General features: G+C 71.1%; 23 protein-coding genes. 13 read left to right on the top strand and 10 right to left on the bottom strand.

Features of this window, described 5'->3' with window-relative positions; genetic code table 11:
* A partial coding sequence (locus ITI46_RS08430) for a FadR/GntR family transcriptional regulator (protein WP_209238804.1) occupies window positions 1–699 on the bottom strand: 699 nt, incomplete at its 3' end.
* 214 nt (window positions 700–913) lie between these two features.
* Between ITI46_RS08430 and ITI46_RS08435 the strand changes: the two genes are divergently transcribed.
* The 3 genes from ITI46_RS08435 (at window position 914) to ITI46_RS08445 (ending at window position 2528) form a co-directional block, all read left to right on the top strand.
* Window positions 914–1210 carry a DUF1876 domain-containing protein gene (locus ITI46_RS08435; protein WP_209238805.1) on the top strand — a complete coding sequence of 99 codons (297 nt, stop codon included), beginning with the start codon at window positions 914–916 and terminating at the stop codon, window positions 1208–1210.
* Between the two features lie 217 nt (window positions 1211–1427).
* The gene (locus tag ITI46_RS08440) at window positions 1428–2060 is read left to right on the top strand and encodes a GAP family protein (RefSeq protein WP_209238806.1); all 633 of its coding nucleotides are present in this window, start codon (window positions 1428–1430) and stop codon (window positions 2058–2060) included.
* Window positions 2061–2108: 48 nt separating this feature from the next.
* Window positions 2109–2528, top strand: coding sequence for a DUF7144 family membrane protein (locus ITI46_RS08445; RefSeq protein WP_209238807.1), 420 nt, complete (start codon window positions 2109–2111; stop codon window positions 2526–2528).
* A 30-nt stretch (window positions 2529–2558) separates the two neighbouring features.
* Here the strand turns inward: ITI46_RS08445 and ITI46_RS08450 are convergent, their stop codons facing one another.
* A complete protein-coding gene (locus tag ITI46_RS08450; RefSeq protein WP_209238808.1) occupies window positions 2559–3704 on the bottom strand; it encodes a site-2 protease family protein in 1146 nt (381 codons plus the stop codon).
* A gap of 241 nt (window positions 3705–3945) precedes the next feature.
* Between ITI46_RS08450 and ITI46_RS08455 the strand changes: the two genes are divergently transcribed.
* A complete protein-coding gene (locus ITI46_RS08455) occupies window positions 3946–4584 on the top strand; it encodes an MBL fold metallo-hydrolase (protein ID WP_209238809.1) in 639 nt (212 codons plus the stop codon).
* Here the strand turns inward: ITI46_RS08455 and putP are convergent.
* Window positions 4581–8162 carry a sodium/proline symporter PutP gene (putP, locus tag ITI46_RS08460; protein ID WP_209238838.1) on the bottom strand — a complete coding sequence of 1194 codons (3582 nt, stop codon included), beginning with the start codon at window positions 8160–8162 and terminating at the stop codon, window positions 4581–4583. The genes ITI46_RS08455 and putP overlap by 4 nt on opposite strands.
* A 250-nt stretch (window positions 8163–8412) precedes the next feature.
* Here putP and ITI46_RS08465 point away from each other — a divergent pair, with 250 nt between their 5' ends.
* Entirely contained in the window at window positions 8413–9663 is a 1251-nt protein-coding gene (locus ITI46_RS08465; RefSeq protein WP_209238810.1) for a PP2C family protein-serine/threonine phosphatase, read from the top strand.
* Window positions 9664–9858: 195 nt separating this feature from the next.
* Here the strand turns inward: ITI46_RS08465 and ITI46_RS08470 are convergent, their stop codons facing one another.
* Complete coding sequence (locus ITI46_RS08470; RefSeq protein ID WP_209238811.1) at window positions 9859–10680, bottom strand: helix-turn-helix transcriptional regulator; 822 nt, start codon at window positions 10678–10680, stop codon at window positions 9859–9861.
* A 219-nt stretch (window positions 10681–10899) separates the two neighbouring features.
* Between ITI46_RS08470 and ITI46_RS08475 the strand changes: the two genes are divergently transcribed.
* Both ITI46_RS08475 and ITI46_RS08480 read left to right on the top strand, forming a co-directional pair.
* On the top strand, window positions 10900–11637 hold the full coding sequence (locus ITI46_RS08475) for an SDR family oxidoreductase (protein ID WP_209238812.1): 738 nt from the start codon (window positions 10900–10902) through the stop codon (window positions 11635–11637).
* Between the two features lie 118 nt (window positions 11638–11755).
* A complete protein-coding gene (locus tag ITI46_RS08480; RefSeq protein ID WP_307808097.1) occupies window positions 11756–12064 on the top strand; it encodes a TetR family transcriptional regulator in 309 nt (102 codons plus the stop codon).
* 205 nt (window positions 12065–12269) lie between these two features.
* Here ITI46_RS08480 and ITI46_RS08485 read toward each other — a convergent pair whose 3' ends face one another.
* The gene (locus tag ITI46_RS08485) at window positions 12270–12557 is read right to left on the bottom strand and encodes a hypothetical protein (protein WP_209238813.1); all 288 of its coding nucleotides are present in this window, start codon (window positions 12555–12557) and stop codon (window positions 12270–12272) included.
* A gap of 821 nt (window positions 12558–13378) precedes the next feature.
* On the opposite strand from ITI46_RS08485, the gene dhaK reads away from it, so the two are divergent.
* The 3 genes from dhaK to ITI46_RS08500 all read left to right on the top strand — a co-directional run bounded on the left by dhaK (window position 13379) and on the right by ITI46_RS08500 (window position 15698).
* On the top strand, window positions 13379–14371 hold the full coding sequence (dhaK, locus tag ITI46_RS08490) for a dihydroxyacetone kinase subunit DhaK (RefSeq protein ID WP_209238814.1): 993 nt from the start codon (window positions 13379–13381) through the stop codon (window positions 14369–14371).
* 263 nt (window positions 14372–14634) lie between these two features.
* Window positions 14635–15279 carry a dihydroxyacetone kinase subunit DhaL gene (gene dhaL, locus ITI46_RS08495; protein ID WP_209238839.1) on the top strand — a complete coding sequence of 215 codons (645 nt, stop codon included), beginning with the start codon at window positions 14635–14637 and terminating at the stop codon, window positions 15277–15279.
* A complete protein-coding gene (locus tag ITI46_RS08500; RefSeq protein WP_372451872.1) occupies window positions 15276–15698 on the top strand; it encodes a PTS-dependent dihydroxyacetone kinase phosphotransferase subunit DhaM in 423 nt (140 codons plus the stop codon). The genes dhaL and ITI46_RS08500 overlap by 4 nt, the downstream gene beginning before the upstream one ends.
* Here the strand turns inward: ITI46_RS08500 and ITI46_RS08505 are convergent.
* The gene (locus ITI46_RS08505) at window positions 15683–16426 is read right to left on the bottom strand and encodes a helix-turn-helix domain-containing protein (protein ID WP_209238815.1); all 744 of its coding nucleotides are present in this window, start codon (window positions 16424–16426) and stop codon (window positions 15683–15685) included. The two genes, ITI46_RS08500 and ITI46_RS08505, sit on opposite strands and share 16 nt — an antisense overlap.
* Before the next feature lie 685 nt (window positions 16427–17111).
* On the opposite strand from ITI46_RS08505, the gene ITI46_RS08510 reads away from it, so the two are divergent.
* The gene (locus tag ITI46_RS08510; RefSeq protein WP_209238816.1) at window positions 17112–18326 is read left to right on the top strand and encodes a cytochrome P450; all 1215 of its coding nucleotides are present in this window, start codon (window positions 17112–17114) and stop codon (window positions 18324–18326) included.
* Between the two features lie 92 nt (window positions 18327–18418).
* On the opposite strand, the gene ITI46_RS08515 is transcribed toward ITI46_RS08510, so the two are convergent.
* Together ITI46_RS08515 and ITI46_RS08520 are read right to left on the bottom strand one after the other, a co-directional pair.
* Complete coding sequence (locus ITI46_RS08515; RefSeq protein ID WP_209238817.1) at window positions 18419–18916, bottom strand: NUDIX hydrolase; 498 nt, start codon at window positions 18914–18916, stop codon at window positions 18419–18421.
* Between the two features lie 50 nt (window positions 18917–18966).
* Window positions 18967–19137, bottom strand: a complete 171-nt coding sequence (locus ITI46_RS08520) for a hypothetical protein (protein WP_209238818.1) — start codon at window positions 19135–19137, stop codon at window positions 18967–18969.
* A gap of 162 nt (window positions 19138–19299) precedes the next feature.
* On the opposite strand from ITI46_RS08520, the gene ITI46_RS08525 reads away from it, so the two are divergent.
* Together ITI46_RS08525 and ITI46_RS08530 are read left to right on the top strand one after the other, a co-directional pair.
* A complete protein-coding gene (locus ITI46_RS08525) occupies window positions 19300–20484 on the top strand; it encodes a sensor histidine kinase (protein WP_247745666.1) in 1185 nt (394 codons plus the stop codon).
* A complete protein-coding gene (locus ITI46_RS08530; protein ID WP_209238819.1) occupies window positions 20472–21116 on the top strand; it encodes a LuxR C-terminal-related transcriptional regulator in 645 nt (214 codons plus the stop codon). The genes ITI46_RS08525 and ITI46_RS08530 overlap by 13 nt, the downstream gene beginning before the upstream one ends.
* 99 nt (window positions 21117–21215) lie before the next feature.
* On the opposite strand, the gene ITI46_RS08535 is transcribed toward ITI46_RS08530, so the two are convergent.
* Both ITI46_RS08535 and ITI46_RS08540 read right to left on the bottom strand, forming a co-directional pair.
* Complete coding sequence (locus ITI46_RS08535; protein ID WP_247745667.1) at window positions 21216–23816, bottom strand: FtsX-like permease family protein; 2601 nt, start codon at window positions 23814–23816, stop codon at window positions 21216–21218.
* Window positions 23810–24634, bottom strand: a complete 825-nt coding sequence (locus ITI46_RS08540) for an ABC transporter ATP-binding protein (RefSeq protein ID WP_209238820.1) — start codon at window positions 24632–24634, stop codon at window positions 23810–23812. The genes ITI46_RS08535 and ITI46_RS08540 overlap by 7 nt, the downstream gene beginning before the upstream one ends.
* Window positions 24635–24772 lie beyond the last annotated feature (138 nt).

The following is a 24772-nucleotide window of genomic DNA, read 5'->3' on the forward strand; positions in this document are numbered from 1 at the left end:
GGTGCGGTGGGGGCGCACGATGGATTCGAGGGTGGTCTCGACCCGTTCGAGGTGGTGGGTCATGGCGTCCACGGCGTCCCGCTCTGAGCCGTCCACGAGCGCTTCCACGATGGCCCGGTGCTCGCGGTTGGACTGCTCGCGCCGTCCGCCGACGTCGTTGAGGAAGGCCGACTGCTTGGCGAGCGCGTCCCGGATCTCCTCGACGATCCTGCGGAAGACCGGGTTCTGGGCCGCCTGCGCGACGGCGAGATGGAACAGGGAGTCCATCGCCACCCAGGCGGTGGTGTCGGTTTCCCGCTCCATGCGGTCCAGCAGGTGGGAGAGCTGGTCGAGGTCCTCGGGAGTACGTCGCAGTGCCGCGTACCCGGCCACCGGGATCTCGACGTGGTGGCGCACCTCCAGGAGGTGACTGGCCGTGTAGTCCCCGAAGGTCGGGTCCTCCACCGCGCCGTTGGAGACGACGAAGGTGCCTTTGCCGGTGCGCGAGACGGTGAGCCCCATCGTCGCCAGGGCCCGCAGGGCTTCCCGGAGCACGGGCCTGCTCACTTCCAGGCGACGGCAGAGCTCGGCCTCCGAGGGCAGCTTGTCCCCCACCGCGTACTCCCCGCGCTCGATGGCACCGCGCAGATGCGTCAGCACGGCTTCCATCGCGCTGACCCGCCGAGGCATTGAAGGTGTCTGGCTGTCTGACAGGTTCACGGTGCAGGATCCTCAAGGGCGGGGGCGAGCGGTGTCAAGGGGTGGAGCCGCCGGTCTTTTCCGGCCCTGCGGCCGAAGCCGCCGCGTTCGATAATGAAATCGAGCGGGGAAACGGCCCGGCGACCTGCCGGAGGCCGCCTCCCGAGGTCACAGGGCTCGCCAGAACACCCCGTTTCCGGCCGACGTCGGACCGTGACCAGGTGAGGAGAGAGCCATGGCACACACCAAGGAATGGAACGTCCATGTCGACCTCTTCGAGGACGACGAGGGAGCGACAAAGGCACAGATCGTGCTGGACACCGGAACCGCAGCGCTCACCGGCCGCGGAGCCGCGCGCTGCAACCCGGCGGATACGGACGTACCGGAGATCGGCGACGAACTGGCGGCGGGCAGGGCCATGCACGACCTCGCCCAGCAACTGCTGACCATTGCCGAGCGCGACATCCACAGTGCGAATGCTCCCGGGAGTGCAAATGCTTCCGGGCCGCATGACCGGCGGGTCGCCGGCTGATTCTGCTACACAACGAGGCGGGCTGCGGAAGCCCGCCAGAGGTGAGGATCACCGGGAACCGTCACCCGATCGGCCTACGCTGTGCAGCGCCGCGCCGTGAATGCTGGTCGGCTTGAGTCACTGCCCCGACACATCGACCAGCGGCCGCTCCGCTCCGGCCCCGTAGGGGCATCGTTCCGGACGGTCGGCGAGCGGCCTTCTCAGCGGCGGGTTCGCCATGGACGGTCTGAAGATCCTTCCCCTGGCCATCACGATGATGGCCGGGCCGCAATTCATGTCGGCGATCATCTTCGCCACGGCACCGCGAGCGGTACGCGTCTCCCTCGGGTTCCTGAGCGCGGTGACCGTGGCAACGCTCGCCGGTGTGGCCGCCATGCTGGGGATCGCCTCGCTGTTCGGCGACACGGTCAGCCTGGGCAGTTCCGGTGACAAAGGCTCGGTCGGCCACGCCATCGAGTACGCCTTGGTCGCCCTGCTGGTCCTGGCCGCGCTGAGAAACTGGCGGAATCGCGAAACCGTGCAACCTCCGAAATGGCTGCGCGCTTTGATGGGAGCGGACCCTCGGCAGGCTTTCCGTACCGGCCTCCTGGTCATTCTGCTCATGCCCTCGGACCTGATGGTGATGCTCACCGTCGGGGTCCATCTCGACCAGGCGAGAAGCTCGTTCGCCCAGGCGTTGCCATTCGTTGCCGCGACGCTCCTGATCGCATCGCTTCCCCTGCTGATCCGCCTGGCCGCGGGGCACCGGGCGGCGGATGTCATGCCGAAGGTCCGCGACTGGACGAACAGTCACAGTTGGCTGGTGAACATCCTGGTCTACGCGCTCTTCATCGTCCTGATTCTGGTATGAGCCCGAGCCGTATGAGTCGTCAACGGCCCTGATTCGAGGAGGCTTTCCATGACTCAATCCACGATGAGCAAGAGGGGCTCCCCTTCGCTGGCAGGCGGTTTGGTGACCTTCGGCGGTGCCATGCTCGTCCTCGCCGGCGTACTCGACATTCTGCGGGGGGTCATGGCCATCGCCCGGGACCACATCTTCGTGAGCACACCGAACTACGTCTTCAAGTTCAACGTGGAAGGGTGGGGCTGGATTCACCTGGCCCTGGGTGTGCTCGCGATTCTGGTCGGCGCCAGCCTCTTCAAGGGCAGGCTCTGGGCCCGCGTCCTCGGAGTGGTCATCGCCGGGCTCCTGCTGATCAGCAGCTTCCTGGCCCTGCCGTACTACCCGCTCTGGTCCATCATCCTGATCGCGCTCTACGCCTTCATCATCTGGGCGCTGTGCGTCTACCGGCCCGAGCCGCACGTCGGCAACCGATAGCGCTCTCCGTCCGGTGGTGTCGGACCGTCCTCAGCGGTTCCACCGGGGCGGCGGCTGTGGCGGCATCAACCAGGTCAGTGTGCGGTTGATGTCGCTGGGAGAGACGATGCCCGCGACTCGGCGGCCGTCCAGCACCACGACCCGGTGCTCCGCGCCGGGCTCCATGCGCGGCAGCAGGTCCGACAGCAGGTCGTCCGGGGCAACCGTGGTGACCTCCGACAGCGGCAGCATCACCTCGCCGACCGTGGTGGTGTCCCGCTGGTCGGCATGGACGCGCCGAGCGCGGTCCAGGGTGATCAGACCCGCCGCGTCGCCCGCCGCGTCCACGACGGGGAAGGCCGAGTGCCGGTACCGGTAGCGGGCGTCCGCGAGGAACTGTGCGACGGTGAGCCCGGAGCCGGCCGTGACGGGCTGCTCGGTCATGGCCCGTCGTACGGGAACGCCCGCCAGGGTGCTGCGCAGCTGTGCCTGTCTGCCTTCCGCGGTCGCGGCGGTGAGGAGGAACCAGCCGATCAGGGCCAGCCAGAGCCCGTCGAAGACCCTGGTCGTGAAGAACAGCAGTAGCCCTCCGACCACGAGCAGCCACCCGAAGGCCCGCCCCGCCAGGGTCGCTCCGACAGCCGCCCGCAGCCGGTCCCCGGTACGCCACCACAGCACGGCCCGCAGCAGGCGCCCACCGTCCAGCGGTGCGGCCGGAATGGCGTTGAAGAGGGCGAGCAGCACGTTGATGACCGCCAGCCAGGCTGCCGACTCCACCAAAAGCCTGGGAGCACCCAGGAGATGGATGAGCCAGGAGCAGAGCCCGAAGCCCACTCCGAGCAGCAGGCTCACCAGCGGACCGACACCCGCGATCCGCAACTCGGCTCCCGGCCGCGACGCCTCGGACTTGAGCCGGGCCAGACCGCCGAGCAGCCACAGGGTGATGTCCTCCACCAGCACTCCGTTGCGCCGGGCCACGACGGCGTGCGCGAGTTCGTGGGCGAGGAGCGAGCCGAAGAACAGTACGGCGGTGCACAGGGCGACCACCCAGTACAGCGCCTCCGCGCGCCCGGGCTCGACCTCCGGAAAGCGGCTGCGGGCCAGGATCCAGGTGATGAGCGCGAAAATGAGCACAACGCTCCAGTGGACGCCGATCCGCACTCCCGCGATCCGTCCCAGTGGAAGAGTTGCCCGCACGTCGGTCTCCTGTCTCGGCGTGGCTGGTGTGTATCCGAGCGCAGAGCTGGCAGGACAACACCGCTGTGGCCAGAATGCGCGGAGCGCTGCCGCATGGCATCCGCAGTCCGTCCACTCGTGCACGGTGCGGAGCCCATCGGGCCGCTGCGAAGTGCCACGGCCACGGGGATGACCCACACTGGAACGGCGCCCAGCTGAACGAGGAGGCCCGCGTGCGATCCATGCCTCGGCGGTGCGCGGCATGAGCCCGCGGCTTCGGCTGACGCTGCTGGGGGTGGGGGCGATGAATTCGCCCCGGTACCGGCCGGCTGGTCTGCTGCTGCGCTACGGGAGGTTGCGGATCGCCTTCGACGGCGGTCCGGGAGCCGAACCGCCTGAGCGGCTGGACGCCTGGCTGGTCACCGACGAACACGCGGAGCTGCGCTCGGCGCTGCGACGGCTGGCCGCCGAACGGGGTGTCGAACCGCGCGCAGCGAGCCTGACGCCGGGTGACCTGCGCATCGCCTGTCTCCCCGTCGTGCACACCTCACACCCCGCGTACGGCTACCGCATCGCGGCTGCCGGTCACGTGGCGGTGTGGGCCCCGGAGTTCTATGAGTTCCCCGCCTGGGCAGCGGACGCGGATCTGATGTTCGCCGAAGCCGCCTCCTGGCAGCGGCCCATCCGCTTCCGCGGCGGCGTCGGCGGTCATGCGGACCTCCACCAGGTCGCCGAGCAGGCCGCCCGCCATCGGGTGCGGCGGCTGGTCTACGCCCACATCGGACGGCCGACCCTCCGTGCCATGGATGCCGGGCTGGCACCTGACGCGGGTGAATTCGGCGTCGAGGGGCGGACCTACACACCGGGCGTCGGCCCGAGGACGTGGCCGGCGGCTTCCTAGCCGACCGCAGGGCCGGGGAGGACCTGTTCCGTCCAGATGACCTTGCCCGTCGCCGTGTGGCGGGTGCCCCAGCGCTGGGCGAGCTGGGCCACGAGCAGCAGACCGCGCCCTCCCTCGTCGGTGGTACGGGCATGGCGCAGCCGCGGCGACGTACTGCTGGCGTCGGAGACTTCGCAGATCAGGCAGCGGTCCCGGATCAGGCGGAGGCCGATCGGTCCGGTCGCATGGCGGATGGCGTTGGTGACCAGTTCGCTCACGATCAGCTCGGTGGTGAACGTCAGCTCGTCCAGGCCCCACTCCCCCAGCTGCCGGCCGGCCATGGTGCGGGCGTCCGCGACAGCGGCCGGGTCGCTGGGCAGCTCCCAGGAGACGACGTGGTCGGGGGCCAGCACCCGGGTCCTGGCCAGAAGCAGGGCCGCGTCGTCGGACGGCGGCCCCGCCAGCAGGGCATCGAGTACGGTGCGGCCGGTCTCCTCGAGCGTGGGTCCGGGTGTCAGGAGGGCATCGCCCAGTCGGGCGAGACCGACGTCGATGTCCCGGTCGAAGCTCTCGATGAGGCCGTCGGTGTAGAGCGCGATGAGGCTGCCCTCGGACAGCTCCAGTTCGACGGATTCGAAGGGCAGGTATCCGAGGCCGAGCGGCGGTCCTGCCGGCAGCTCCAGGATGTCGGCGCTGCCGTCTGGGCCGACGATCAGGGGCGGGAGGTGGCCGGCCCGTGCCAGGGTGCACCGCCTGCTGACGGGGTCGTACACGGCGACCAGACAGGTGGCCCCCAGGAACGCGGCGCGCGCGGTCTCGTCCTCGGTCGCGGTCGGCGCCTCGCTGCCGTGGGCCTCCATGAGGCCGATCACGAGGTCGTCCAGATGGGCGAGCAGTTCGTCCGGGGGGAGGTCCAGGTTGGCGAGTGTGCGCACCGCGGTACGCAGCCGCCCCATGGTTGCCGCCGCGTTCATGCCGTGCCCGACCACGTCTCCGACGACCAGGGCGACCCGGGCCCCGGAGAGCGGAATCGCGTCGAACCAGTCACCGCCCACGCCGCTGGGGGCGTCTGCCGGGAGATACCACGACGCCACCTCCAGCGCGGACCCTGCCGTCAGCTCCTGGGGCAGCAGGAAGCGCTGCATGGAACGGGCTGCGGTGCGCTCGCGGGTGAAGCGGCGCGCGTTGTCGACGCATACCGCCGCGTGCGAGACGATTTCCTCAGCGAGGCGTACGTCGTCCTCCTCGAAGGGGTCACGCTCCCGGGATCTGGCGAACGTCGCCACGCCCAGGGTGACGCCGCGTGCCCGTACCGGAATCACCGTCAGTGAGCGGAAGTCGAACGCACGGATGGACGCGCCCAGCGGCTGGTCCTCGGTCACCCAAGGGCTGCTGGCGCGGTCCAGGGTCCGCTCCACCAGGGTTCTGCTCTCCAGCAGACAGCGGGTCACCGGCGACGAGGGGGCGCGCCTGACCGCCTCTCCCACGGCCCAGGTCGCCTCCGGACAGCCCTCACGCACCGACTGCTGCCCCGCGCGGCGCAGCACGGGCGTCATGCCGACCGGGCCGGGGGCCGGTTCCTCGCCCCGCATCACCGAGTCCAGCACGTCGACGGCGACGAAGTCGGCGAGGGACGGCACGGCCTCGTCGGCCAGTTCCTGCGCGGTCCGCGTCACATCCAGCGTGCTGCCGATCCGCGCGGCGGCGTCGTTCAGCAGGGCCAGCCGCTGCTGGGCCCGCCAGCGCTCGGTGACGTCGATGATCATGTACCAGACGCCCACCGGCCGGCGATGGCGGTCCTTCATCAGGAAGAAGGAAGCGGAGAAGGCGCGGTTGCCGCCCGGGTCCGCGTAGCCGAAGCCGCGGAACTCGTAGTCCATGACCGGGGCTCCGGTCTCCAGGACCGACCGCATCTTGTCCGCGAACCCCCCTGCCTCCCGCGCGGGCAGCACTTCGCTCACCTGTTGCCCCAGCCGTTCTTCGAGGGGGATCAGGCGGTCCAATTGGTTGTTCACCCAGACGTAGCGCAGGTCCGTGTCCAGAACGGCGATTCCGACCGGGGCGTGGGTGAGGAACGGCGTGAGCATCAGCTGGCTCACGCCGCCGCCCGGCATCCGCCAGAAGGCACGCGCCGGTGGCCGGCCGACGAATCTGCCGAAGAGCAGCGCGGCACTCGTGGCGACCAGCACGCCGGGGACCATTTCGTAGATCCCCGACTCGAGCGGTCCGAGCAGCGGGTTGATCCGCTTCCAGAGGAGCACCGTGGCCGCTCCCGACACGATCCCGGCCATGGCCCCCGCCCAGGTCATACGCGGCCAGTACAGCGAGAGGAGGACGACCGGCCCGAAGGCGGAACCGAAGCCCGCCCAGGCGTACGCGACGATGCCGAGCAGCCCGCCGCCCCTGAGCGCGATGACGAGGGCCACCGCGATCACCAGGCCGACCGCGCCGCGGCCGACCCACACCAGCGTCCTGTCCGAGGCACGCCGGTTGAGGAACGCGCGGTAGAAGTCCTCGGTGAGAGCGACGGACGACACGAGGAGCTGGCTGTCCGCCGTCGACATGATGGCGGCCAGTACGGCGATCAGTATCACCCCGGCCACCCACGGGTTGAGCAGCGTCCGGCTCAGCACGATGAACGCCGTGTCCGGTTCGGAGAGCGGCTTTGCGAGCTTCGCGATGCCCACCAGGCCGACGAGCGTGCCCCCGGTGAGTACGACCACGACCCACCCGGTGCCGATACGGCGGGCCGCGGGAACGGCACGGATACTGCGGATCCCCATGAAGCGGGCCAGGATGTGCGGCTGCCCGAAGTAGCCGAGGCCCCAGGCGAGCAGCGAGACGATCGCGACGGCACCCAGCCCGCCGCCTGTGGACCAGTGGCCGTTCACGTAGTGGACCTTCGATCCCATGTCCAGCAGGCCCGGCGCCTTGCCGTCGAGGGCGGTCCCCAGTGCCCCGAAGCCGCCGAGCAACGCGACGCCCGTCACCGGGAGCACCAGCAGGGCGACGAACATCAGTACGCCCTGCATCACATGCGTCAGGCTCACTGCGAGGAAGCCGCCGAGACAGGAGTACGTGAGGATCACCAGGCAGGTCAGGGTCACGCCGAGCCCGAAACGGATGCCGAAGACCTGCTCGAACAGCACCCCGCCCGCCACCAGACCGCTGGCGACATAGACGGTGAAGAACACCAGGGTGACCGCCGCCGAAACCAGCCTGAGCATCCGGGTGCGGTCCTCGAACCGCTCCTCCAGATAGGCCGACAGGCTCACCGCGTTCCCCGCGCGCTCGGTGTAGGTACGCAGCCTCGGCGCGACGAACAGCCAGTTGAGATAGGTGCCGACCGCCAGGCCGACGGCGATCCAGCTGGCGCCGAGACCCGCGGCGTAAACCGCTCCGGGAAGCGCGAGGAACAGCCAGCCGGACATGTCGCTGGCCCCCGCGGACAGGGCCGCGACGAGCGCGCTCAGCCTGCGGCGGCCGAGGGCGAAGGCGGCGAAGGTGCGGGTACGCGTGTAGGCCCAGACGCCGATTCCGATCATGGCGACCACGTACACGGCGAACACGGTCACGATCGGCGTACTCAATTCGAACATGGTGTTCCCGCTCGCGAGGTTCATGAGCACGGACGCGACCATCGGCACGCCTGGCAGTCGCACGCTCTGGCTGTCTCAATGTACTGAAACCCCTCGCCGAAACCGGTCGCCGAAGGTTGACCGAAACCTGTGTGTCGGCCCGGCCGGTGCGAGCGCCGAGGTGTCCGGGCGGGCGGACGGCGAGCGCGGACGGGGGACGGATCATAGATTTGAGAGTGAAGCCGTTGGGGGCGGGAAGGGAGTGCCACCGGTGGCATCACGGGTTGACTATGCGGCGCTGTTCGCCGCGACACCGAGCCCCTATCTGGTGCTGGGCCCCGATCTGGTGATCGTCGATGTGAACCGCGCCTATCTGGAGGCCACCGGCCGCACCCACGACGAACTGGTGGGCCAGCACATCTTCACCGCGTTCCCGGACAACCCCGACGACCCTGAGGCCGACGGAGTCCGTAATCTCGGCGCTTCCCTGCACAGGGTGCTGGCCGGCCGCAAGCCCGACACGATGGCGCTGCAGAAGTACGACATCCCAGCGCCCGGGCGGCCGGGGGCGTTCGAGGAGCGCTGGTGGTCCCCGGTGAACACCCCGGTCCTGGACCCGGACGGCCGGGTGGCCTACATCATTCACCGGGTCGAGGACGTCACCGCCTTCGTCAAAGCTCACCGGACGGCCCACCCCGCGAGCGCCCGGGTGGGTGAGTTCCTGGGCGAGACCCAGGCTCTGGAAGCCGAGCTGTACGCACGGGCGCGGGAGCTGCAGCGGCTGAACGAGGAACTGCGGAAGGCGCACACCCGGGAACGCGAGGTCGCCGTCACCCTGCAGGAAGCCATGCTCGACGTCCCCGATCTGGCCCACCACCGGAACATCACGGTGCGCTATCTGCCCGCCATCGGCTCGCTCAACGTGTGCGGCGACTGGTACGACGTCGTCGACATCCCGCCCGACCAGATCGCCCTCGCGGTCGGCGATGTCATAGGCCACGGCCTGGAGGCCGCCGCCGTCATGGGCATGCTCCGCAGCGCCCTGTCCGCCGCCATCCGTGCCCTGGAGCGTCCGGCCCAGGCGCTGGAAGTCCTCGGGCTGTACGCCCGGTCCGTGGAGGGGGCGCTGGGCACCACCGCGGTCAAGGCGATCGTCGACGCCCGCAGCCAACTGATCACCTACAGCAACGCGGGCCATCCACCACCGGTGCTCCTCCACCCCGGCGGCAGCTGCGAACTGCTGGACCGGGCCACCGACCCACCGCTCGGCGCCCGTCCGCAGCACGTCGCCCGCCCGCAGGCGAGCCTGCCGTACAGGCACGGCGACACTCTCGTGCTGTACACCGACGGTCTGATCGAGCGCCGGGACGAGGACATCGACGTCGGCCTGGGCCGGCTGACCGACGTGCTCAGCGAGTGCGGCCGGCTCGGCACCGAACAGCTCGCCGACACCGTCCTGGCACGCCTCGGCGTCGCCAGCGGGGCACGGGACGACATTGCCCTGCTCGTCGTCCGCCTCTGACCCGGGAAACAGCTCCCCTCGACCGAAGCCCGGGGTCGCGCCCGCCCCGGAGCCGGCAGAGAAGCAACCGTGTGCAGGTCGGCACGGAAGAACGGGGAGCACCCGACCGTTTCTCCGGCAGTTGCTCGTCGCGCCGCCGCTGGTCCTCCGCCGCCGTATGGCGAGCGCTGGTACTGCCGCCGGTGTCCTCCTTCATCAGCCGGTCACGGCTGCGCCCCCGGCGGGCGGCTCGCTGCTGTCGGCATAGACGACCAGCGTCTGCTCCGGCTGTTCGGCCAGGTGGAAGGCGATGTACGCGTAATCGACCGCTCCCCGTTGGGGGTGTCGTAGCCGTTTTCGACCGCTGTGCCGGGCCTGCACCTCGTACTGCGGCCACCAGTCCCGCACCTGCGGGCTGCCCTCGTTCAGGTCCTCGATCAGCCGGGTGTACCGCGGGTCGCCGGAATGGCGTGCCGCCAGCGTCCGAAGTCGGCCGAGCAGGCCGCGTGCTTCGGGTTCCCAGTCGACCAGTACGTCCCGGGCCACCGGTTCGAGAAACACCCACCGGGCGAAGTTGGCGGGCCGCTCCGCGTCAGTGATGAGCCTCGGGAACAGCTCGTGAGCCGCCTGGTTGTGGCTGAGGACGTCGTAGTTGCCGCCGATGATGTACGCCGGGTTCGGCTGGAGCAGCAGGGGGACGGCACCCGCCTCGGCCGTCAGCGGCTCGGGGTCCTCGGCTTCGGCCGCGGGCGCGTGACCGGCAAGCTGGAGGAGGTGCTCGCGCTCGTGCCGGTCGAGCCGCAGCGCCGTGGCGAGGGCGTTGAGCACCTGTTCGGAGACGCGGATCTTCCGCCCCTGCTCCAGGTACGTATACCAGGTGGCGCTGATCCCGGCCAGCAGTGCCAGTTCCTCCCGGCGAAGTCCCGGAGTCCGACGGCGGCTGGTCTGGGGCAGGCCCACCTCCTCAGGGGTCAGACGCTCTCTCCGGCTGCGCAGGAATTCACTCAGCTGACGGCGTTGGTCCGGCTGACTGGGCATGGCACCTTCAGTTCCAGAATAAATACGTTCTGGATACCAGGCTAAGCCCCCTGGAGACTGGTGTGCGAGCACGGGCCGCGGCACTACCGACGGCCTCACACGGTCATACCGGCACCCGGCCGCCCAGAGCGCAACGGCTTCCCGAGGCCCCACTCGAGGCCCCGCTGCCGCTCGTCGCCCCGGCCCCGGCCCCGGTGCCGAAGATGGAGAGGGCAACTCATGTCCGGAATCAAGGGCAAAGTAGTGGCGATCACGGGAGCCAGCAGTGGCATCGGCGAGGCGACCGCGCTGCTGCTCGCCGAACGCGGTGCACGACTCGTGCTCGGCGCACGCCGGTCCGAACGCCTGGCGGAGTTGGTGGCCCGGATCGGGAAGGCAGGCGGCACGGCCGTGCAGATCCGCACCGACGTGACCCGGCGGGAGGACCTGCAGGCCCTGGTCGCGCTGGCCGGTGAGCGCTTCGGCCGACTCGACGTACTCGTCAGCAATGCCGGAGTCGGCACCATCTCGCCTCTCGACGATCTGCGCGTCGAGGAGTGGGACCACATGGTCGACGTCAATGTGAAGGGCGTGCTGTACGGGATCGGTGCCGCGCTGCCGGTCTTCCGGGCGCAGGGCAGCGGCCACTTCATCACCACCGCTTCCACGGCCGCGTTTCGCATCGTGCCGACCATGGCCGTCTACGCCGGCACCAAGTTCGCAGTCCGGGCCCTGTGCGAAGGACTGCGCCAGGAGGCCGGCGACTCCCTGCGAGTGACCACCGTCGCACCTGGTGCGACGGCGACCGACTTCGCCGAGGCGTCAACCAACAGCCAGGTCAGAGCAGAGATCACCAAGATGCGGGACGACATCGCGATCCCGCCCGACGCGATCGCCCGGGCCATCGCTTTCGCGATCGAACAGTCCGCCACGGTCGACGTGAACGAGATCGTCGTCCGCCCCACCGCCCAGAGCTGACCTCCCCCGCCCTTGCGTGGCGGTGTTGCTCACGCTTCCCAGCGCTGCCATTACTGACGCAGTGGGTCAAATTGGTCCTGGCGAGCCCGAAACAGCGCAAGGTAGCAACGGAATTGTGGTGGGTAGGAACGCAGCCCCAACGGCCGACATCGCGGAGCGCAAGCGCCAACTCGTACGCGGCGAACTGGCCGAGGCTGCGGTGACGTTGCTGGCTGATCAGGGATTCGAGGAGACGACGGTCGACCAGATCGCGACCGCCGTGGGATTGTCACGCCGCACGTTCTCCCGCTACTTCCAGTCCAAGGAGGACGTGGTCGTGCACATGATGTCGGGACCCAGTGCGCGGATGTGCGCGGAACTGCGTGCCCGGCCCGCCGACGAACCGCCCGCGGTAGCGCTCCGCCACCCGCCGTTCTGGCCCTCGTAGAGGATGGTGTAGCTGTCGAATTCGTCCGCGTTCTGCGCATTTTGCGGCGGTTCGTATGACGAAGGGCCGCAGGAGGTGGAGTCCTTTTCGAAGGCGGTTTCCAATGCGGCGAAAGTGCGCTTGGCGTCGTCCTCCGAGGCATGGGCCAGAGCGTGGAACTGCACGTGCTTGCCGACCTCTTCGTCGAGGTCGGGGGCGAAGGCTGTTACGGCCCCGCCCGTACGCGATCCTTGCAGGCGTCCGGATAGTCCCCGCAGACCGAGGACTTGTAGCCGCCCCGTTCCCCGTCGGGAGACGTCTTGCTGCCCTCGTACGGTGTCCCCTCCATGGTGGCCCGGTCGGGGAGGATCGCGTACGCGGTCTTCTGGGTGGCGGGTAGGGACTCGGGGTGCGACTCCCCGCTGCAACCTGTCAGGACGGCGGCGAGGATCGTGGCCATCAGCGTGGCCAGTGGTGTTGAGGTGAGGGTCAGCCCTTTCGGTGCACTGCGCACAGCAGATCTTCCCTAGGTGGCAGTTGATGATGAGTTCAGGTCGGCTGAGGGAGCACGAGCGGCAGTTGCCGGGCCGCCGGCATATGGTGCTCCGGCCGTGGGCGGGTGGCCACCCGGGTGTCGGCGGCTACTGGATCAGCCCGCCTCCGTGATCGTCATCGGCGTCGGGCACCCCAGCGTGGGAGGAGGCGGGGAAGCACGGACGTGCCGGTCTCTCCGGCCGGCTTGTTTCAGGTGGTGTGGGTGGCGGTTTCCGAGAGCGGTTCAGGGCCACTCCTCCTGGGCGGCGATCCACTCCCGGGATGTCGCCGGTGACACTGGTGCCATGCTGCAAGTCGTGCAGCGCGAGGCCGCCGGCGGGATCGGACGCGTCCGTGCGCCCGGCGGATGGCACAGCGCGAGCACGTCCAGGACACCGCTGTCTCCAGCAGGTCGCTGCGGCACCCTCGCCTGGATCCCCACCTCTGCCAACACCCGGCTCTGTTCCCCGCCGACGCGGCCGCCGCTCAGCTCAGGGCTGGATTCAGGGGGCCAGAGCCCGGGAGATGCCAGGCGCTGGCAGTCAAATGGACGCCACCCGGTCAGCGCACACTCCTCCGAGAGGCGTCGGCCGGGCTCAGCGATCCCCTGGTTCCCCGGATGCAACACAGTCCCGAGAAGTCACGTGCGTATCAGATGCGTGACGGCCAACGCCCTACGCGAGAGACTGTCCGAGACGGACGATGACGCTCAGAAGTTCGACTGAATCGCCGTCAGGAACTGTTGTGACCTGCAAAGACGCTCCTCACAGCGGCAGCTGCTCCCCTCACCAGGAGGTACACATGAGAATGCTGATCAACGTTCCCGAATCGGTGGTACCGGATGCGCTGCGCGGGATGGCGGCGGCCCATCCGGAGCTGACGGTGGACGTGGACCGGCGGGTGGTGATGCGGCGGGACGCGCCCGTGGACGGGAAGGTGGCACTGGTCTCGGGCGGTGGCTCCGGACACGAGCCGCTGCACGGCGGGTTCGTGGGGCCCGGCATGCTGGACGCCGCCTGTCCGGGCGAGATCTTCACCTCTCCCGTGCCCGACCAGATGGTCGCCGCGGCCGCGGCCGTGGACAGCGGCGAAGGCGTGCTGTTCATCGTCAAGAACTACACAGGCGACGTACTCAACTTCGACATGGCGGCCGAACTGGCCGAGGACGAGGGGGTGCGGATCGGCAAGGTGCTGGTCGAGGACGACGTGGCCGTCACCGACAGCACGCACACTGCCGGGCGCCGCGGCACGGGCGCCACCCTGTTCGTGGAGAAGATCGCGGGTGCGCTCGCCGCCGAGGGAGCACCGCTGGAGCAGGTGGAGGCTGTCGCGCGGCAGGTGGCCGGCTCGTCGCGCAGCTTCGGGGTGGCGCTGAGCCCGTGCAGTACACCTGCCAAGGGCGGACCGATGTTCGAGCTGCCGCCCGGGGAGCTGGAGTTGGGCGTCGGCATCCACGGGGAGCCGGGCCGCGAGCGGCGGGCGATGATGACGGCGGGTGAGATCGCGGACTTCGCCGTTGACGCCGTACTGGAGGACCTGCAGCCGGAGGAACCGGTGCTGGCGCTGGTCAACGGCATGGGGGCGACGCCGTTGCTGGAGCTGTACGGGTTCTGCGGCGAGGTGCACCGGGTCCTGGCCGAGCGGCGGATCCCGGTCGCCCGTACCCTCGTCGGCAACTACGTGACCTCGCTGGACATGGCGGGCGCCTCCGTCACACTGTGCCGGGCCGACGAGGAGCTGCTGCGCCTGTGGGACGCACCCGTGCGCACCCCCGGACTGCGGTGGGGCGTCTGAGCGCCCGACGCCCGGCGGCGACCCGCCACGCCGGGCGAGGGCTCGGCACCACAGCGGGCAGTACGGCGTTACAGACAGCGAGCAGCACGGCGTTACAGCAGTACGGCAGTCCTGCTGCAGCAGCAAGCAGCACCAACGATCGGGACAGCGGCGAAGGAGCAAGAGTGAGCGGCAAGGTGACGAACGGCGCCGGCGGGTCCGGTGACGGTGGCGACGGCAGCGAAGGCACACCCGAGCTGGACGCCGCCTTCTTCGCACGCTGGATGACGGCCGCGGCGGACGCCGTTGCCCGCGAGGCCGACAGGCTGACCGAGCTCGACTCGGCGATCGGCGACTCGGATCACGGCGGCAACATGCGCCGCGGTTTCGAAGCGGTGCGGGAGGAACTGGGCGAGGAGGTCCCCGCGACACCTGGTGCTGTGCTCATGACGGCGGGGAGAAAGCTGGTCTCGACGGTGGGCGGGGCGTCCGGACCGCTCTACGGCACGCTGCTGCGCCGCGCCGGCAAGGCACTCGGCAGCGCGGAACGGGTCAGCCGGGAGGAGCTGGCAGGCGCACTGCGTACGGGGATCGACGCGGTGGCGCAGCTGGGCGGCGCCGTCGCGGGCGACAAGACGATGCTCGACGCGCTGTTCCCGGCCGTCGAGGCACTGGCGGACAGCGGCGGGAAGGATTTCGAGGCAGCACGTACGGCGGCCGAGCAGGGCGCCGAGGAGACGGTGCCGCTCCAGGCGCGCAAGGGCCGGGCCAGCTATCTGGGCGAGCGCAGCATCGGCCACCAGGACCCGGGCGCGACCTCGGCGGCACTGCTGGTGGCCGCGCTGGCGGAAGCGGACACCGCGGTGGAACCTGAAGGGGACGCGGACGGGACCGGGTCCGCACAGGGCGGCAGCGGTGGGAGTGAGTGACCGTGGTCGAGGCGCACGGCGGTAAGCGGGTCGGGATCGTTCTTGTCTCGCACAGCAAGGAAGTGGCCGACTCGACGGCCCGGTTGGCAGCCGGGCTCGCCGGGGTGCCTGACGCGCTGGTCGCCGGCGCCGGCGGACTGCCCGACGGGAGCCTGGGCACCAGCGAGGAGCTGATCGTCGAGGCCGCGCGCCGGATGGACGAGGGGGCAGGCGTCGCCCTGCTGGCCGATCTGGGCAGCGCGGTGCTGACGGTCAAGACCCTGCTTGCAGAGGGAGACGAACTGCCCGAGCCCGCACGGCTGGTGGACGCCCCGCTGATCGAGGGCGCGGTCGCCGCCGTCGTGACCGCTGCGGGCGGGGGCGACCTGGATACGGTGGCCGCGGCGGCCGAGGAGGCGTACACCTACCGCAAGCTCTGAACAGCGGTGAGGCGGCGGCGCCCGGGGCCGGCGCCGACGCCCTCGCCCGCTGCGTCCCCGGGCCCGTGCTGCTGGGGTCCGAGGGCGACGCCCTGCTCACCGCTCCGCCCGGAGCGTTTGTCGGTGGACTTGTCCCCGCGCCGATCGGAATCGGAACGCCACTCGGAGCACCCGTCCGGACACCGCTCCGCTCGTCGGTCGGGGCGGCCATCCGCACGTGGACCGGAGAGCTGGTCCGCACGCCGGTCCGCGCGCCGGTCGGAGTGCTGGTCCGCACGCCGGTCGGCGCGCTGGTCCGCACTCGGGTCGGCGCGTTCGTCCGAACGCCGGTCCGCACGCTGATCCGCACGCCGGTTGGAACGCCGGTCCGCTCGCCGGTCGGTGCGCTGATTCACGCGCCGTTCGCGGCCCGGAGCCGTCGGCGCTGTGGTGGGCGGCGGGCGCCACGGTGCGCCGCCGGATCGCGGGGCCGGGGGTGGAATCCGGGCACCGGCGCGCCGAGCCGCTTCGGCCGTGGCGCGGGCCGCCGCACCGGCCAGCGCGTACTGCCCGTATCCGGTGCGGTCGACCAGCCCGTGCTCCGCGGCCTGGGCGAGGAGTTTGTTCGCGTTGGACGCGCTCAGTCCGGCACGCCGGGCTATCACGCTCAGCCGATGCGGAGTCCCCGGCTCCTCCCGCTCCAGGGCCGTCATCGCCGCCAGTAACGCGAACCCTCTCGCCGCACTCACCAGGCACTTCCGGCGCTGGGCAGCCCGTTCCGCCCGGTGTGCGGACGGTGTTGCCCTGGACGGCACGCCACGGATCTCGTCATAGATACACACCTTTGAACCCGGGTAGATTTCGGAGATCTTCACAGCTCAACCACTGTGACTAATCCGATCACCGTCGTTTCGGATGCCCCGCCTCGGTCACTCGCATTCACCACTTCTTACGGAATCCCAGATTCAGCCGACAATGCGACACCTACTTTTCCCTGCGTGGAAAACTAGGTGTCCTCAATGCGCCACCCCCTTGCGCCGAACGTACCGGTTGTCGGAGGGTGACCACGGCCCCATCCGGTCGCGACGACCCCACAGGGAAGGCGGGACGTACGGATTCCTTTCGCATCCATGCCATCGTTGGCGCTCGCGGCTCTGAATGCCAGGTATGTTCATGTCCCGGCCCGGCACCGGAGCACTGGCCTGATTTCCCTTTTTACAGCCGGATTCCGTGTCGGCAGTAAGGAAAAGGCCGCCGTCCGCTTCGGGTGACGGCAGACCCCAGAATCCACGCAGAAGGGAGCGAGCCCCATGCGTTACTTCTACTGATGAGTTCTCGGCGTCGTCGCGGCCGCGCGAACCTCGCGTGGCCGCCGACGGCCCCCACCCCCAACCTGGACTTCCCCACACCACCCGGACCCGAGAGAGGCTGGCCATGACGGGAACGGCGGAACACCCTCCACGGGACCCCCTCTACGACCCCCTGGCTCCCGACGTCATCGCCGCCCCCTACGCCGTCTACCGACGGCTGCGCGAGCACCGCAGGGTCTACCGGCATACGCAGCTGGGCGCCTGGGTGCTCACCGGCTACGACGAGTGCCGTCAGATCCTCGGTGACACCGGCGCGTTCGGCTCCGACTTCCGCAGAATGGGAGAGGAGATCCCGGACGCCCAGCTGAGCGTGCAGACCCTCGACCCGCCCGCGCACGGAGCCATCCGCCGCCTCCTCGTCTCCGCACTGCACGCCCGCTCCCACACGGCTGTGCAGGACACCGCGGCCCGGCTCGCGGCGGAACGTGCGGCAGAACTGCGGGACGCCGGCCGCTGCGTCGATCTCATCAGCGAGTTCGCCCGCCCCCACGCCCTGCACACGATGTGCGGCTTCCTCGGTGTCACCGCACCCGACGGCCCCTGGCTGGAGGAGCTGTCCAACGCGATCGTCCGCAGCATGGACGCCGGTCTCGACCCCTCACGCGCGGAACCGGGCATCAAGGCGAAGGCCGAGCTCAGCCGGCTGGTGAGCGAGTGGCTGGAGGTCGCCGACGAGGGAGGGTTCATCGGCGCCGTGCGCTCCGCACACGCCCAGGCTCGGGACGTCTCCCATGCAGTGCTGGCCAACTCGCTGCGCAGCGTGTTCCACGCGGGGTACGAGTCGGTCAGCCGGCTGCTGGGCAACGCGCTCGCCCGGTTGGTGGCCGAGCCCGCGCTGCTCGGCCGCGCGGCGGCCGAGGACCGGCTGGATGCGCTGGTCGACGAGCTGCTGCGGCTCGACGGGCCGGTGCAGGCCGCTGCCCGGGTCTGCGTCGCGGACAGCGAAGTCGCGGGGCAGCGGGTACGGCGCGGTGAAGAGGTCGTCCTGATGCTGGGGGCCGCCGACCGCGACCCCGAGGTCTTCGCCGACCCCGACACCGTCGACCTGACCCGGCGCAAGGGGATCCATCTGGCCTTCGGCCGCGGTGCACACGCCTGCCTGGGCGCGGGACTCGCCACCCTGCAACTGCGCACGGTGCTCTCCGCACTGCACACGGCGGGGATCGCATTCGAGCCCGCGGGGCCCGCCGAGTACGAACGCACCGCGACGCTGCGCGGGCTGCGCACACTGCCCGCCACCGTCCACGTCACCTCACCGGCCACCCCCAGCCCGCTCTGACTCCAGCAGCCGACGTGGGCAGGCTCGGCAACCCGACGTGGGCAGGCTCGGCACGAGGAGCCGGGGTCACCCCGTCGGACCAGTCCGCTCCGTCAGTCGGCCACGTGCGGGGACGCGGCGAACCAGGCGGGGCCCTCCTGGGCGGCCTGCTTGATGCGGAAGTACGCGTACTCCTTCATCGTCGGGAGCTCGTCCAGACCGAACCAGCCGACATCCAGGGACTCCTCATCGTTGACTCGCGCCACGCTTGCCGCCTCCGCGGTGGCGCGGCAGCGGAAGGTGATGTCCATGAACTGGCAGATGTCACCGTTGGGGTAGGTGACGGGCTTGTCCAAGCCGTAGACGAGGACGACCCGCTCCGGCACGCACCGCACATTGGTCTCCTCGAAGACCTCGCGCACCGCGCAGTCCGCAGGCTGCTCACCGGGCTCCGGGATGCCGCCGATCAGCGACCACTGGCCCGTATCGGCGCGCCGGCCGAGGAGCACCCGGCCCTGGTCGTCGAAGACGACCATGCTGACGCCGGGCAGGTAGAGCAGTTGGTGTCCTGCGGAGCGCCGCAGTTCGCGGATGAAGTCGGGAGTCGCCATGCCCCGAGCCTACGTCCCCGGCGAACCGGCCCGCGCGACGTACCGGCAGGTCAGACCACGCGCCGGTCCCGTAGCAACCACAGACCGGCGCCGCAGGCCAGCACGCCCAGGCCGGTCAGCACACTCAGGACTATCCCGGTGGCGCCGCCGGGGCCGGCAAGGCTGAGAAAGACGTTGGCGACGACACAGGCGGCGAGCACGAGCCAGAGCAGGGTCTTCACAGGACTCCTCCGTTGAACGAGCACACAGCCGAAGGTGGCTGTGCGTTGACCGTCTTCAACTCTCCCCGTCCCACTGTCCCGATCCCATGGCACCAGCTCCCGAATCGAAGGTGTAGCCAGCTCTACCGCGCCAGGGGCCCGGGCGCGCATACGCTGATCGTCATGCGGCGGGTCACGGTGCGAGAGGTGTTGCGGAGCGCGGTCCGGGCCTCGTTCCACCTGGTGACGGGGGCCGGGCTCAGCGTCGTCTGCTATCTGATGATCGGCCTGACGCTGCTCGCCGCCACGGCGACCGCATGCGTCATCGGCGCCGGCATGCTGCCCGAGACCGTGCGGGTGCTGCGCGGGCTGGCGGGCTTCGAGCGGCGCAGGGTCGCCGCCTGGCTCGGCACGCCCGTTCCCGAGAGGTATCTCCCGCTGGACCAGGGCTCGTTGCTGGAGCGCGTCCGGGCGGCGGGCTCGGACCCTGGCACCTATCGGGACCTGCGCTGGCTGGCCGCACAGCTGCTGTACGGGCTCGTGCTCTGTTACGCGGCGATGGTGCTGTGGCCCCTGGGGCTGCTGGTCGACGGCGTATGGTGCGGGCTCGCGCGCCGTCCGGCCGTCCTGCTGCCGCGGCTCTCGGAGCTCGCCACGCTGGAGGCCCGAATATCCCGGCAGTTGCTGCTCCCCTCCCCCAGCGCACGGCTGTCCGAGCGGATCGACCAGCTCGCGGCAACCCGCGCGGGTGCCGTCGCGGCACACGGCGCGGAGCTGCGGCGCATCGAGCGGGATCTGCACGACGGCGCACAGGCGCATCTGGTGGCGCTGTCGATGCGGCTTGGCCTGGCCCGCCGCGCCTACGACCAGCAACCGGCCGCCGCCCGCACACTGCTCGACGCCGCGCAGGACCAGGCCGAGGAGGCGCTGGCCGAGCTGCGGCACGTGGTGCGCGGCATCCACCCGCCTGTGCTCACGGACCGCGGACTGGTGGGCGCGGTCCGGGCGCTGGCTGCGGGAAGCGGGCTGGAGGTGTCGGTCGCCGTCCAGGGGCTGGCGGACGGGCCCGAGGACGGTGGGCGCGCGCCGGCCGCCGTGGAGGCAGCGGCGTATTTCGTCGTCGCCGAGGGCCTGACGAACGCTGCCAAGCACAGCGGCGCCGACCGCGCCACCGTGGAACTATGGCGTGAGGACGGGATGTTGCGGGTGCGGGTGCGGGACGAGGGGCGCGGCGGCGCCGACGAGGGCTCGGGCACGGGGCTGCTCGGTGTCCGGCGCAGAGTGGCGGCGCTGGACGGCAGCGTCTGTCTGACGAGCCCTTCAGGGGGACCGACCGTGGTGGAAGTGGTGCTGCCGTGCGCGTGGTGATCGCGGAGGACAATGCCCTGCTGCGGGAGGGGCTGGTGCTGCTGCTCGGGTCTGCGGGGCATGAAGTTGCGGGGGTCGCCGCCACCGGGCCCGAGGTGCTGCCGCTGCTGCTGGAGCAGCGCCCCGACGTCGCCGTTCTCGACGTGCGGCTGCCGCCCGGCTTCCGCGACGAGGGGCTGCGCGCCGCGCTGGACGCCCGCAGGAAGCTCCCCGCGCTGCCCGTGCTGGTGCTGTCGCAGTATGTCGAGGAGACGTACGCGGCAGAGCTGCTCGGTGGCGGGGCGCACGGGGTGGGCTATCTGCTCAAGGACCGGGTCGGCCGGGTGGACGAGTTCCTGGAAGCACTGGAGCGGGTCGCTGCGGGAGGCACAGCGCTGGACCCGGAGGTGGTGACGGAGCTGATGTCGCGGAGCCGCGGGAAGGGACCGCTGGACTCCCTGACCCCGCGCGAGCAGGAGGTGCTGCGTCTGATGGCAGAGGGCCGCGACAACGCCACCATCGCCAAAGCCCTGGTCATCACGGAGCGTTCAGTGCACAAGCACATCGGGAACGTCTTCGCGAAGCTGGGTCTGCCACCCAGCGACAGCGGACATCGCAGGGTCCTCGCGGTGCTGGCCTACCTCAAACGCTGAGTGGCACCGGGACCCGCGGATGTACCGGTAGCGGGGTGCCTCTGTGCGCAGTGTGGCTGCGGGTGAGTTGTGGTTGCTCGCACAGCTCCCCGCGCGCAGCTACCTCCCCTGGGCCCGGTCCCGGACCGGCCACAGCACGCCGGCCGTGACGGTGGCTGCTGCGAGGGCGATGACGGCGGCGGCCTGTGGCAGCGGGAGTGTGGGCAAGGAGCGGGCGAGTGCGAAGCTCAGTGCGGTCAGCGGCAGGGCTGCGGCGCCTGCTCCGCAGGCGAGGCCGGCGAAGGCGAGCACGGTGGCCTCCGCCGCCTGCATCCGCCGCAGCTGCCCGCGCACGGCGCCCAGCACACGCAGCAGCGCCAACTCCCGCTGCCGGCCGGCCCGGACGAGGCGGAGGGTGCTGACCACCGTGAGTGCGGCGAGCGCTCCGATGGCGGTGACCGCGATGCCGGAGAGCAACCGCGCGGCGTCCTCGCCCTCCGTCCGCGGCGGCGTCGGCGGACCGGCGGCTGCGACACGCGCTCCCGGAGCCGTCGCGTCCAGGAGCCGCTGGACCGCTGCCCGGGTCCGCGCCGGGTCGGCGCCGGGTGCGGTGGCGAGCAGTACGCGGGTGAGGCGGGTGTCCGCGGTGTGCCGGAGCAGTTCGGTGCGGGAGAGGAGGAAATCGCCCAGTGCGAGGGAGCGTTCGTAGACGGCGACGACCCGCAGTGCCCGTTCGGCCCCGTCGCCGAAGCGGATCCGTACGGTCGAACCGGGGTGCAGGCCCTGGCTGCGGGCGCGGTCGGCGCCGACGGCGACGCTGCCGGGGCGCAGGGCGGCCAGACCGCCCTCCCGGACGCCGGGATCGAGCGTGGCCAGCACGCCGTGCCGGGTGACCCCGAGGGCTGCCAGCCGTTCGAGCCGGGGCTCGCCGGTCTCCTTGCGGGCGAGGACGACCGTGCTGTGTGCCAGTCCGGTCGCCGCTGCGACCCCGTCGGTTTCGCGTAGCCGGTGCAATGCGGCTGCGGGCAGTCCGCCCGGCGCGGTGACGGCCAGGTCGGCGCGCAGGGCCCGGGCCGCCTGACGTCCCGTCTGTTCGTCGGCTGTGGCGGCGGCGGAGAGCTGTACGCCCGCGAACGCGGTGACCAGGACAACCGGGGTGAGCGCCGCGCCCAGTCGGCGGGAGTCTGCGGTGCCGTACGTCTCGGCCAGCCGGCCCCCGGCGCCGCCCAGCTTCCGCAGCGGCGTCCGCAGCAGGCGTACGGCTGTGGCGGCGATCCAGGGGCTGAGCAGCGCACAGCCGATGACCAGGGTGACGGCTGCGGCGCCTGCTGCGGCGGCAGCCGCCTCGCCGCGCTGCAGGGCAGCCGTCCCCGCGGAACTCGCCCCGGCCGTCAGCAGAATGAACCCGGCGACCTTGCGCCCCTTGCCGCTGCCACCCGCGCTGCCGCCTCCGCTGCTGCCCGCGGGACGCTCCCGTGCGACGCGGGCACAGGCGAGCAGCGCTGCGAGGCGGGCGACGCCGACCGTGAGTGCTGCCGTACCCAGCGGGAGGAGGAAGATCCAGGCGGGAGTGGGCAGTTCCAGTCCCTCGCGCCTGACACCGTGTGCCAGCAGCGCGGCGTGCAGCGTCAGAAAGGCGGGGACGGCTGACAGCGCGCCCCAGAGGGCGGCGTGGGCGGCCTTGCCGGACACCTCGCGGCCGACTGCGGCCCGCAGTTGGCGCGGCGTGGCACCGACCGTACGCAGCAGCCGGAGTTCGGGCTCGCGCTGGTGCAGCGCCTGGGCGGCGAGTGAGCAGATCACCAGCAGCGCCACCAGCACCAGGCTCGCGGTGATGGACCCGAGCAGTTCCAGCAGCGCCGAACGGGCGGGAGCCGCACGCAGGTTCTCGGCCGCGCCACGGCTGTCGCCGGTGAGCACCCGCAGACCGGCCGGGTCTCCCTTGGCTCGTGAGCCGGCGCTCGTGTCCTTCACCCCCGCCCGGTCCAGTGCCACACGGATCCGGCCGGCCAACTGGTCTGTCGAGGTGCCGGTTTCGGCCAGTACGCCGATCGCGTCGACGGAGCCTGGGTGTCCGGCGAGCCTGCGGGCCTCGGCCGCGGTCACATAGAGCACGCCCGGCCCTTCCGCGACGCCCACGACCCGCCGCCCCGCCAGCCGCTGCCCCGGTGCGGCGTGCAGCCCGGCGCCCGCCACGGCCTCGCCCGGGGAGCGCGGTGCCCGGCCCTCGCGCAGCGCGTACGGGGCGAGCGAGGCCGCTTCCCAGGAGCGGCCCGGCAGCGGCCGGTCGCCCGCGCCGGTGCGGATGGTGAACGCGTCGTCGGGAATGGCGGTCCAGACGCCCGCCACCCCGCGGAGCACCCCGAGGGCAGCACGCGGTACGCGGACCCGTTCGGTGAGGGCTGCGTTCACTGTCTCGGGCTCGCTGCCCCACGGCTTGGCCGTGAACCGGGTGCTCTGGTTGCCCGCCACGACCACAGGCGCAGCCGCGCGGGCCGTGACCCGGGGGTGGCCCAGCGCCAGAGAGGCGACGGACAGCGCCGCGGTGCCCAGCAGGAGGGAGGTCAGGGCAAGTGCGGCGAGCGTGGTGGACCAAGCAGCACGGTGCTGGTGCGCGGCCCGGCGGGCGAGCAGCCGGACACCGCTCCCTCTCCGCACCGGACCGGCTCCCTCCGCCACCGCGCCGGTCTCCCCCACCGTCCTCCCGGTCCGCGTCAGCATCGGGCCAGCTCCCCTCGTACGGCCTCCGGGGAGGGGCGTTCGAGGGTGGCGGTGATCCGGCCATCGGTGAGGAAGACGGTCCGGTCGGCCATGGCGGCAGCCGCGGGGTCGTGGGTGACCATCAGCACGGCCGGCCCGCCCGCCGCCGAGGCGCGGCGGAGGAGGCCGAGGACTTCCTGTGCCGTGACCGGGTCGAGCGCTCCGGTCGGTTCGTCGGCGAGGATCACCTCCGGCGCGGTCACCAGCGCCCGGGCCACGGCGACGCGCTGCCGCTGGCCACCGGAGAGCTGTCCGGGATACGCCTCGGCCCGATCCGGCAGCCCGACCTGGGCCAGCGCCCGGTCGGCACGCCGGAGCGGTGCGAGCGGTTCACCGTCCAGTGCGCGGGCGCTGCTCTGTTCCTCGGCCAGCAGCAGCGGCAGCGCCACGTTCTCCCGCGCGCTGAGTGCGGGCAGCAGGTTCAGGTCCTGGAAGACGAAGCCGATGCGGTCCCGGCGCACCCGGGTGCGGTCCCGCTCGCCGAGCGCGGCCAGATCCGTACCGCCGACGGTGACGCTCCCCTCGTCGGGCCGGTCCAGACCCGCCGCGCAGGCGAGCAGCGTGGACTTGCCGGAGCCGGAGCGGCCCATGACGGCCAGGAAGCGGCCCGGTGGCAGGACGAGATCGACCCCGGCCAGAGCGCGCCGGCTGCCGTAGCTGCGGCTGACACCGTCCAGTTCCAGAGCCGGGTAAGCGGAGCGGCCCGCTGGAGCGGAGCGTGCGGCCGCCAGTCGAGTACGTGGGCGAGCGGGTGGGTGTGTGCGGGGGCGCCCGAGCATGAGCGTCCTTTCCGTGTGCGGGAGTGCCACGTGGACGCTATGCAGCGGGGCGAGCCGGGTGGAGCGGGCCTTCTGGTGTCCCGGGGTGGAGCCTGCTCCACCCCGGGACACCGTTCGTCAGCGGAGCCAGAGCTCTGA

This window comes from Streptomyces oryzae (genome assembly GCF_017676365.1).
Taxonomy (GTDB): domain Bacteria; phylum Actinomycetota; class Actinomycetes; order Streptomycetales; family Streptomycetaceae; genus Streptomyces; species Streptomyces oryzae.

Excerpts from the sequence above, each read along its gene's own strand:
- ITI46_RS08515 (WP_209238817.1), bottom strand. The coding sequence starts at position 18,916 with ATGGCGACTCCCGACTTCATCCGCGAACTGCGGCGCTCCGCAGGACAC.
- ITI46_RS08475 (WP_209238812.1), top strand. The coding sequence starts at position 10,900 with ATGTCCGGAATCAAGGGCAAAGTAGTGGCGATCACGGGAGCCAGCAGT.
- dhaL (WP_209238839.1), top strand. The coding sequence starts at position 14,635 with ATGACGGCCGCGGCGGACGCCGTTGCCCGCGAGGCCGACAGGCTGACC.
- ITI46_RS08510 (WP_209238816.1), top strand. The coding sequence starts at position 17,112 with ATGACGGGAACGGCGGAACACCCTCCACGGGACCCCCTCTACGACCCC.
- ITI46_RS08535 (WP_247745667.1), bottom strand. The coding sequence starts at position 23,816 with ATGCTGACGCGGACCGGGAGGACGGTGGGGGAGACCGGCGCGGTGGCG.
- ITI46_RS08435 (WP_209238805.1), top strand. The coding sequence starts at position 914 with ATGGCACACACCAAGGAATGGAACGTCCATGTCGACCTCTTCGAGGAC.
- putP (WP_209238838.1), bottom strand. The coding sequence starts at position 8,162 with ATGTTCGAATTGAGTACGCCGATCGTGACCGTGTTCGCCGTGTACGTG.
- ITI46_RS08455 (WP_209238809.1), top strand. The coding sequence starts at position 3,946 with ATGAGCCCGCGGCTTCGGCTGACGCTGCTGGGGGTGGGGGCGATGAAT.
- ITI46_RS08445 (WP_209238807.1), top strand. The coding sequence starts at position 2,109 with ATGACTCAATCCACGATGAGCAAGAGGGGCTCCCCTTCGCTGGCAGGC.
- ITI46_RS08440 (WP_209238806.1), top strand. The coding sequence starts at position 1,428 with ATGGACGGTCTGAAGATCCTTCCCCTGGCCATCACGATGATGGCCGGG.
- ITI46_RS08470 (WP_209238811.1), bottom strand. The coding sequence starts at position 10,680 with ATGCCCAGTCAGCCGGACCAACGCCGTCAGCTGAGTGAATTCCTGCGC.
- ITI46_RS08525 (WP_247745666.1), top strand. The coding sequence starts at position 19,300 with ATGCGGCGGGTCACGGTGCGAGAGGTGTTGCGGAGCGCGGTCCGGGCC.
- dhaK (WP_209238814.1), top strand. The coding sequence starts at position 13,379 with ATGAGAATGCTGATCAACGTTCCCGAATCGGTGGTACCGGATGCGCTG.
- ITI46_RS08540 (WP_209238820.1), bottom strand. The coding sequence starts at position 24,634 with ATGCTCGGGCGCCCCCGCACACACCCACCCGCTCGCCCACGTACTCGA.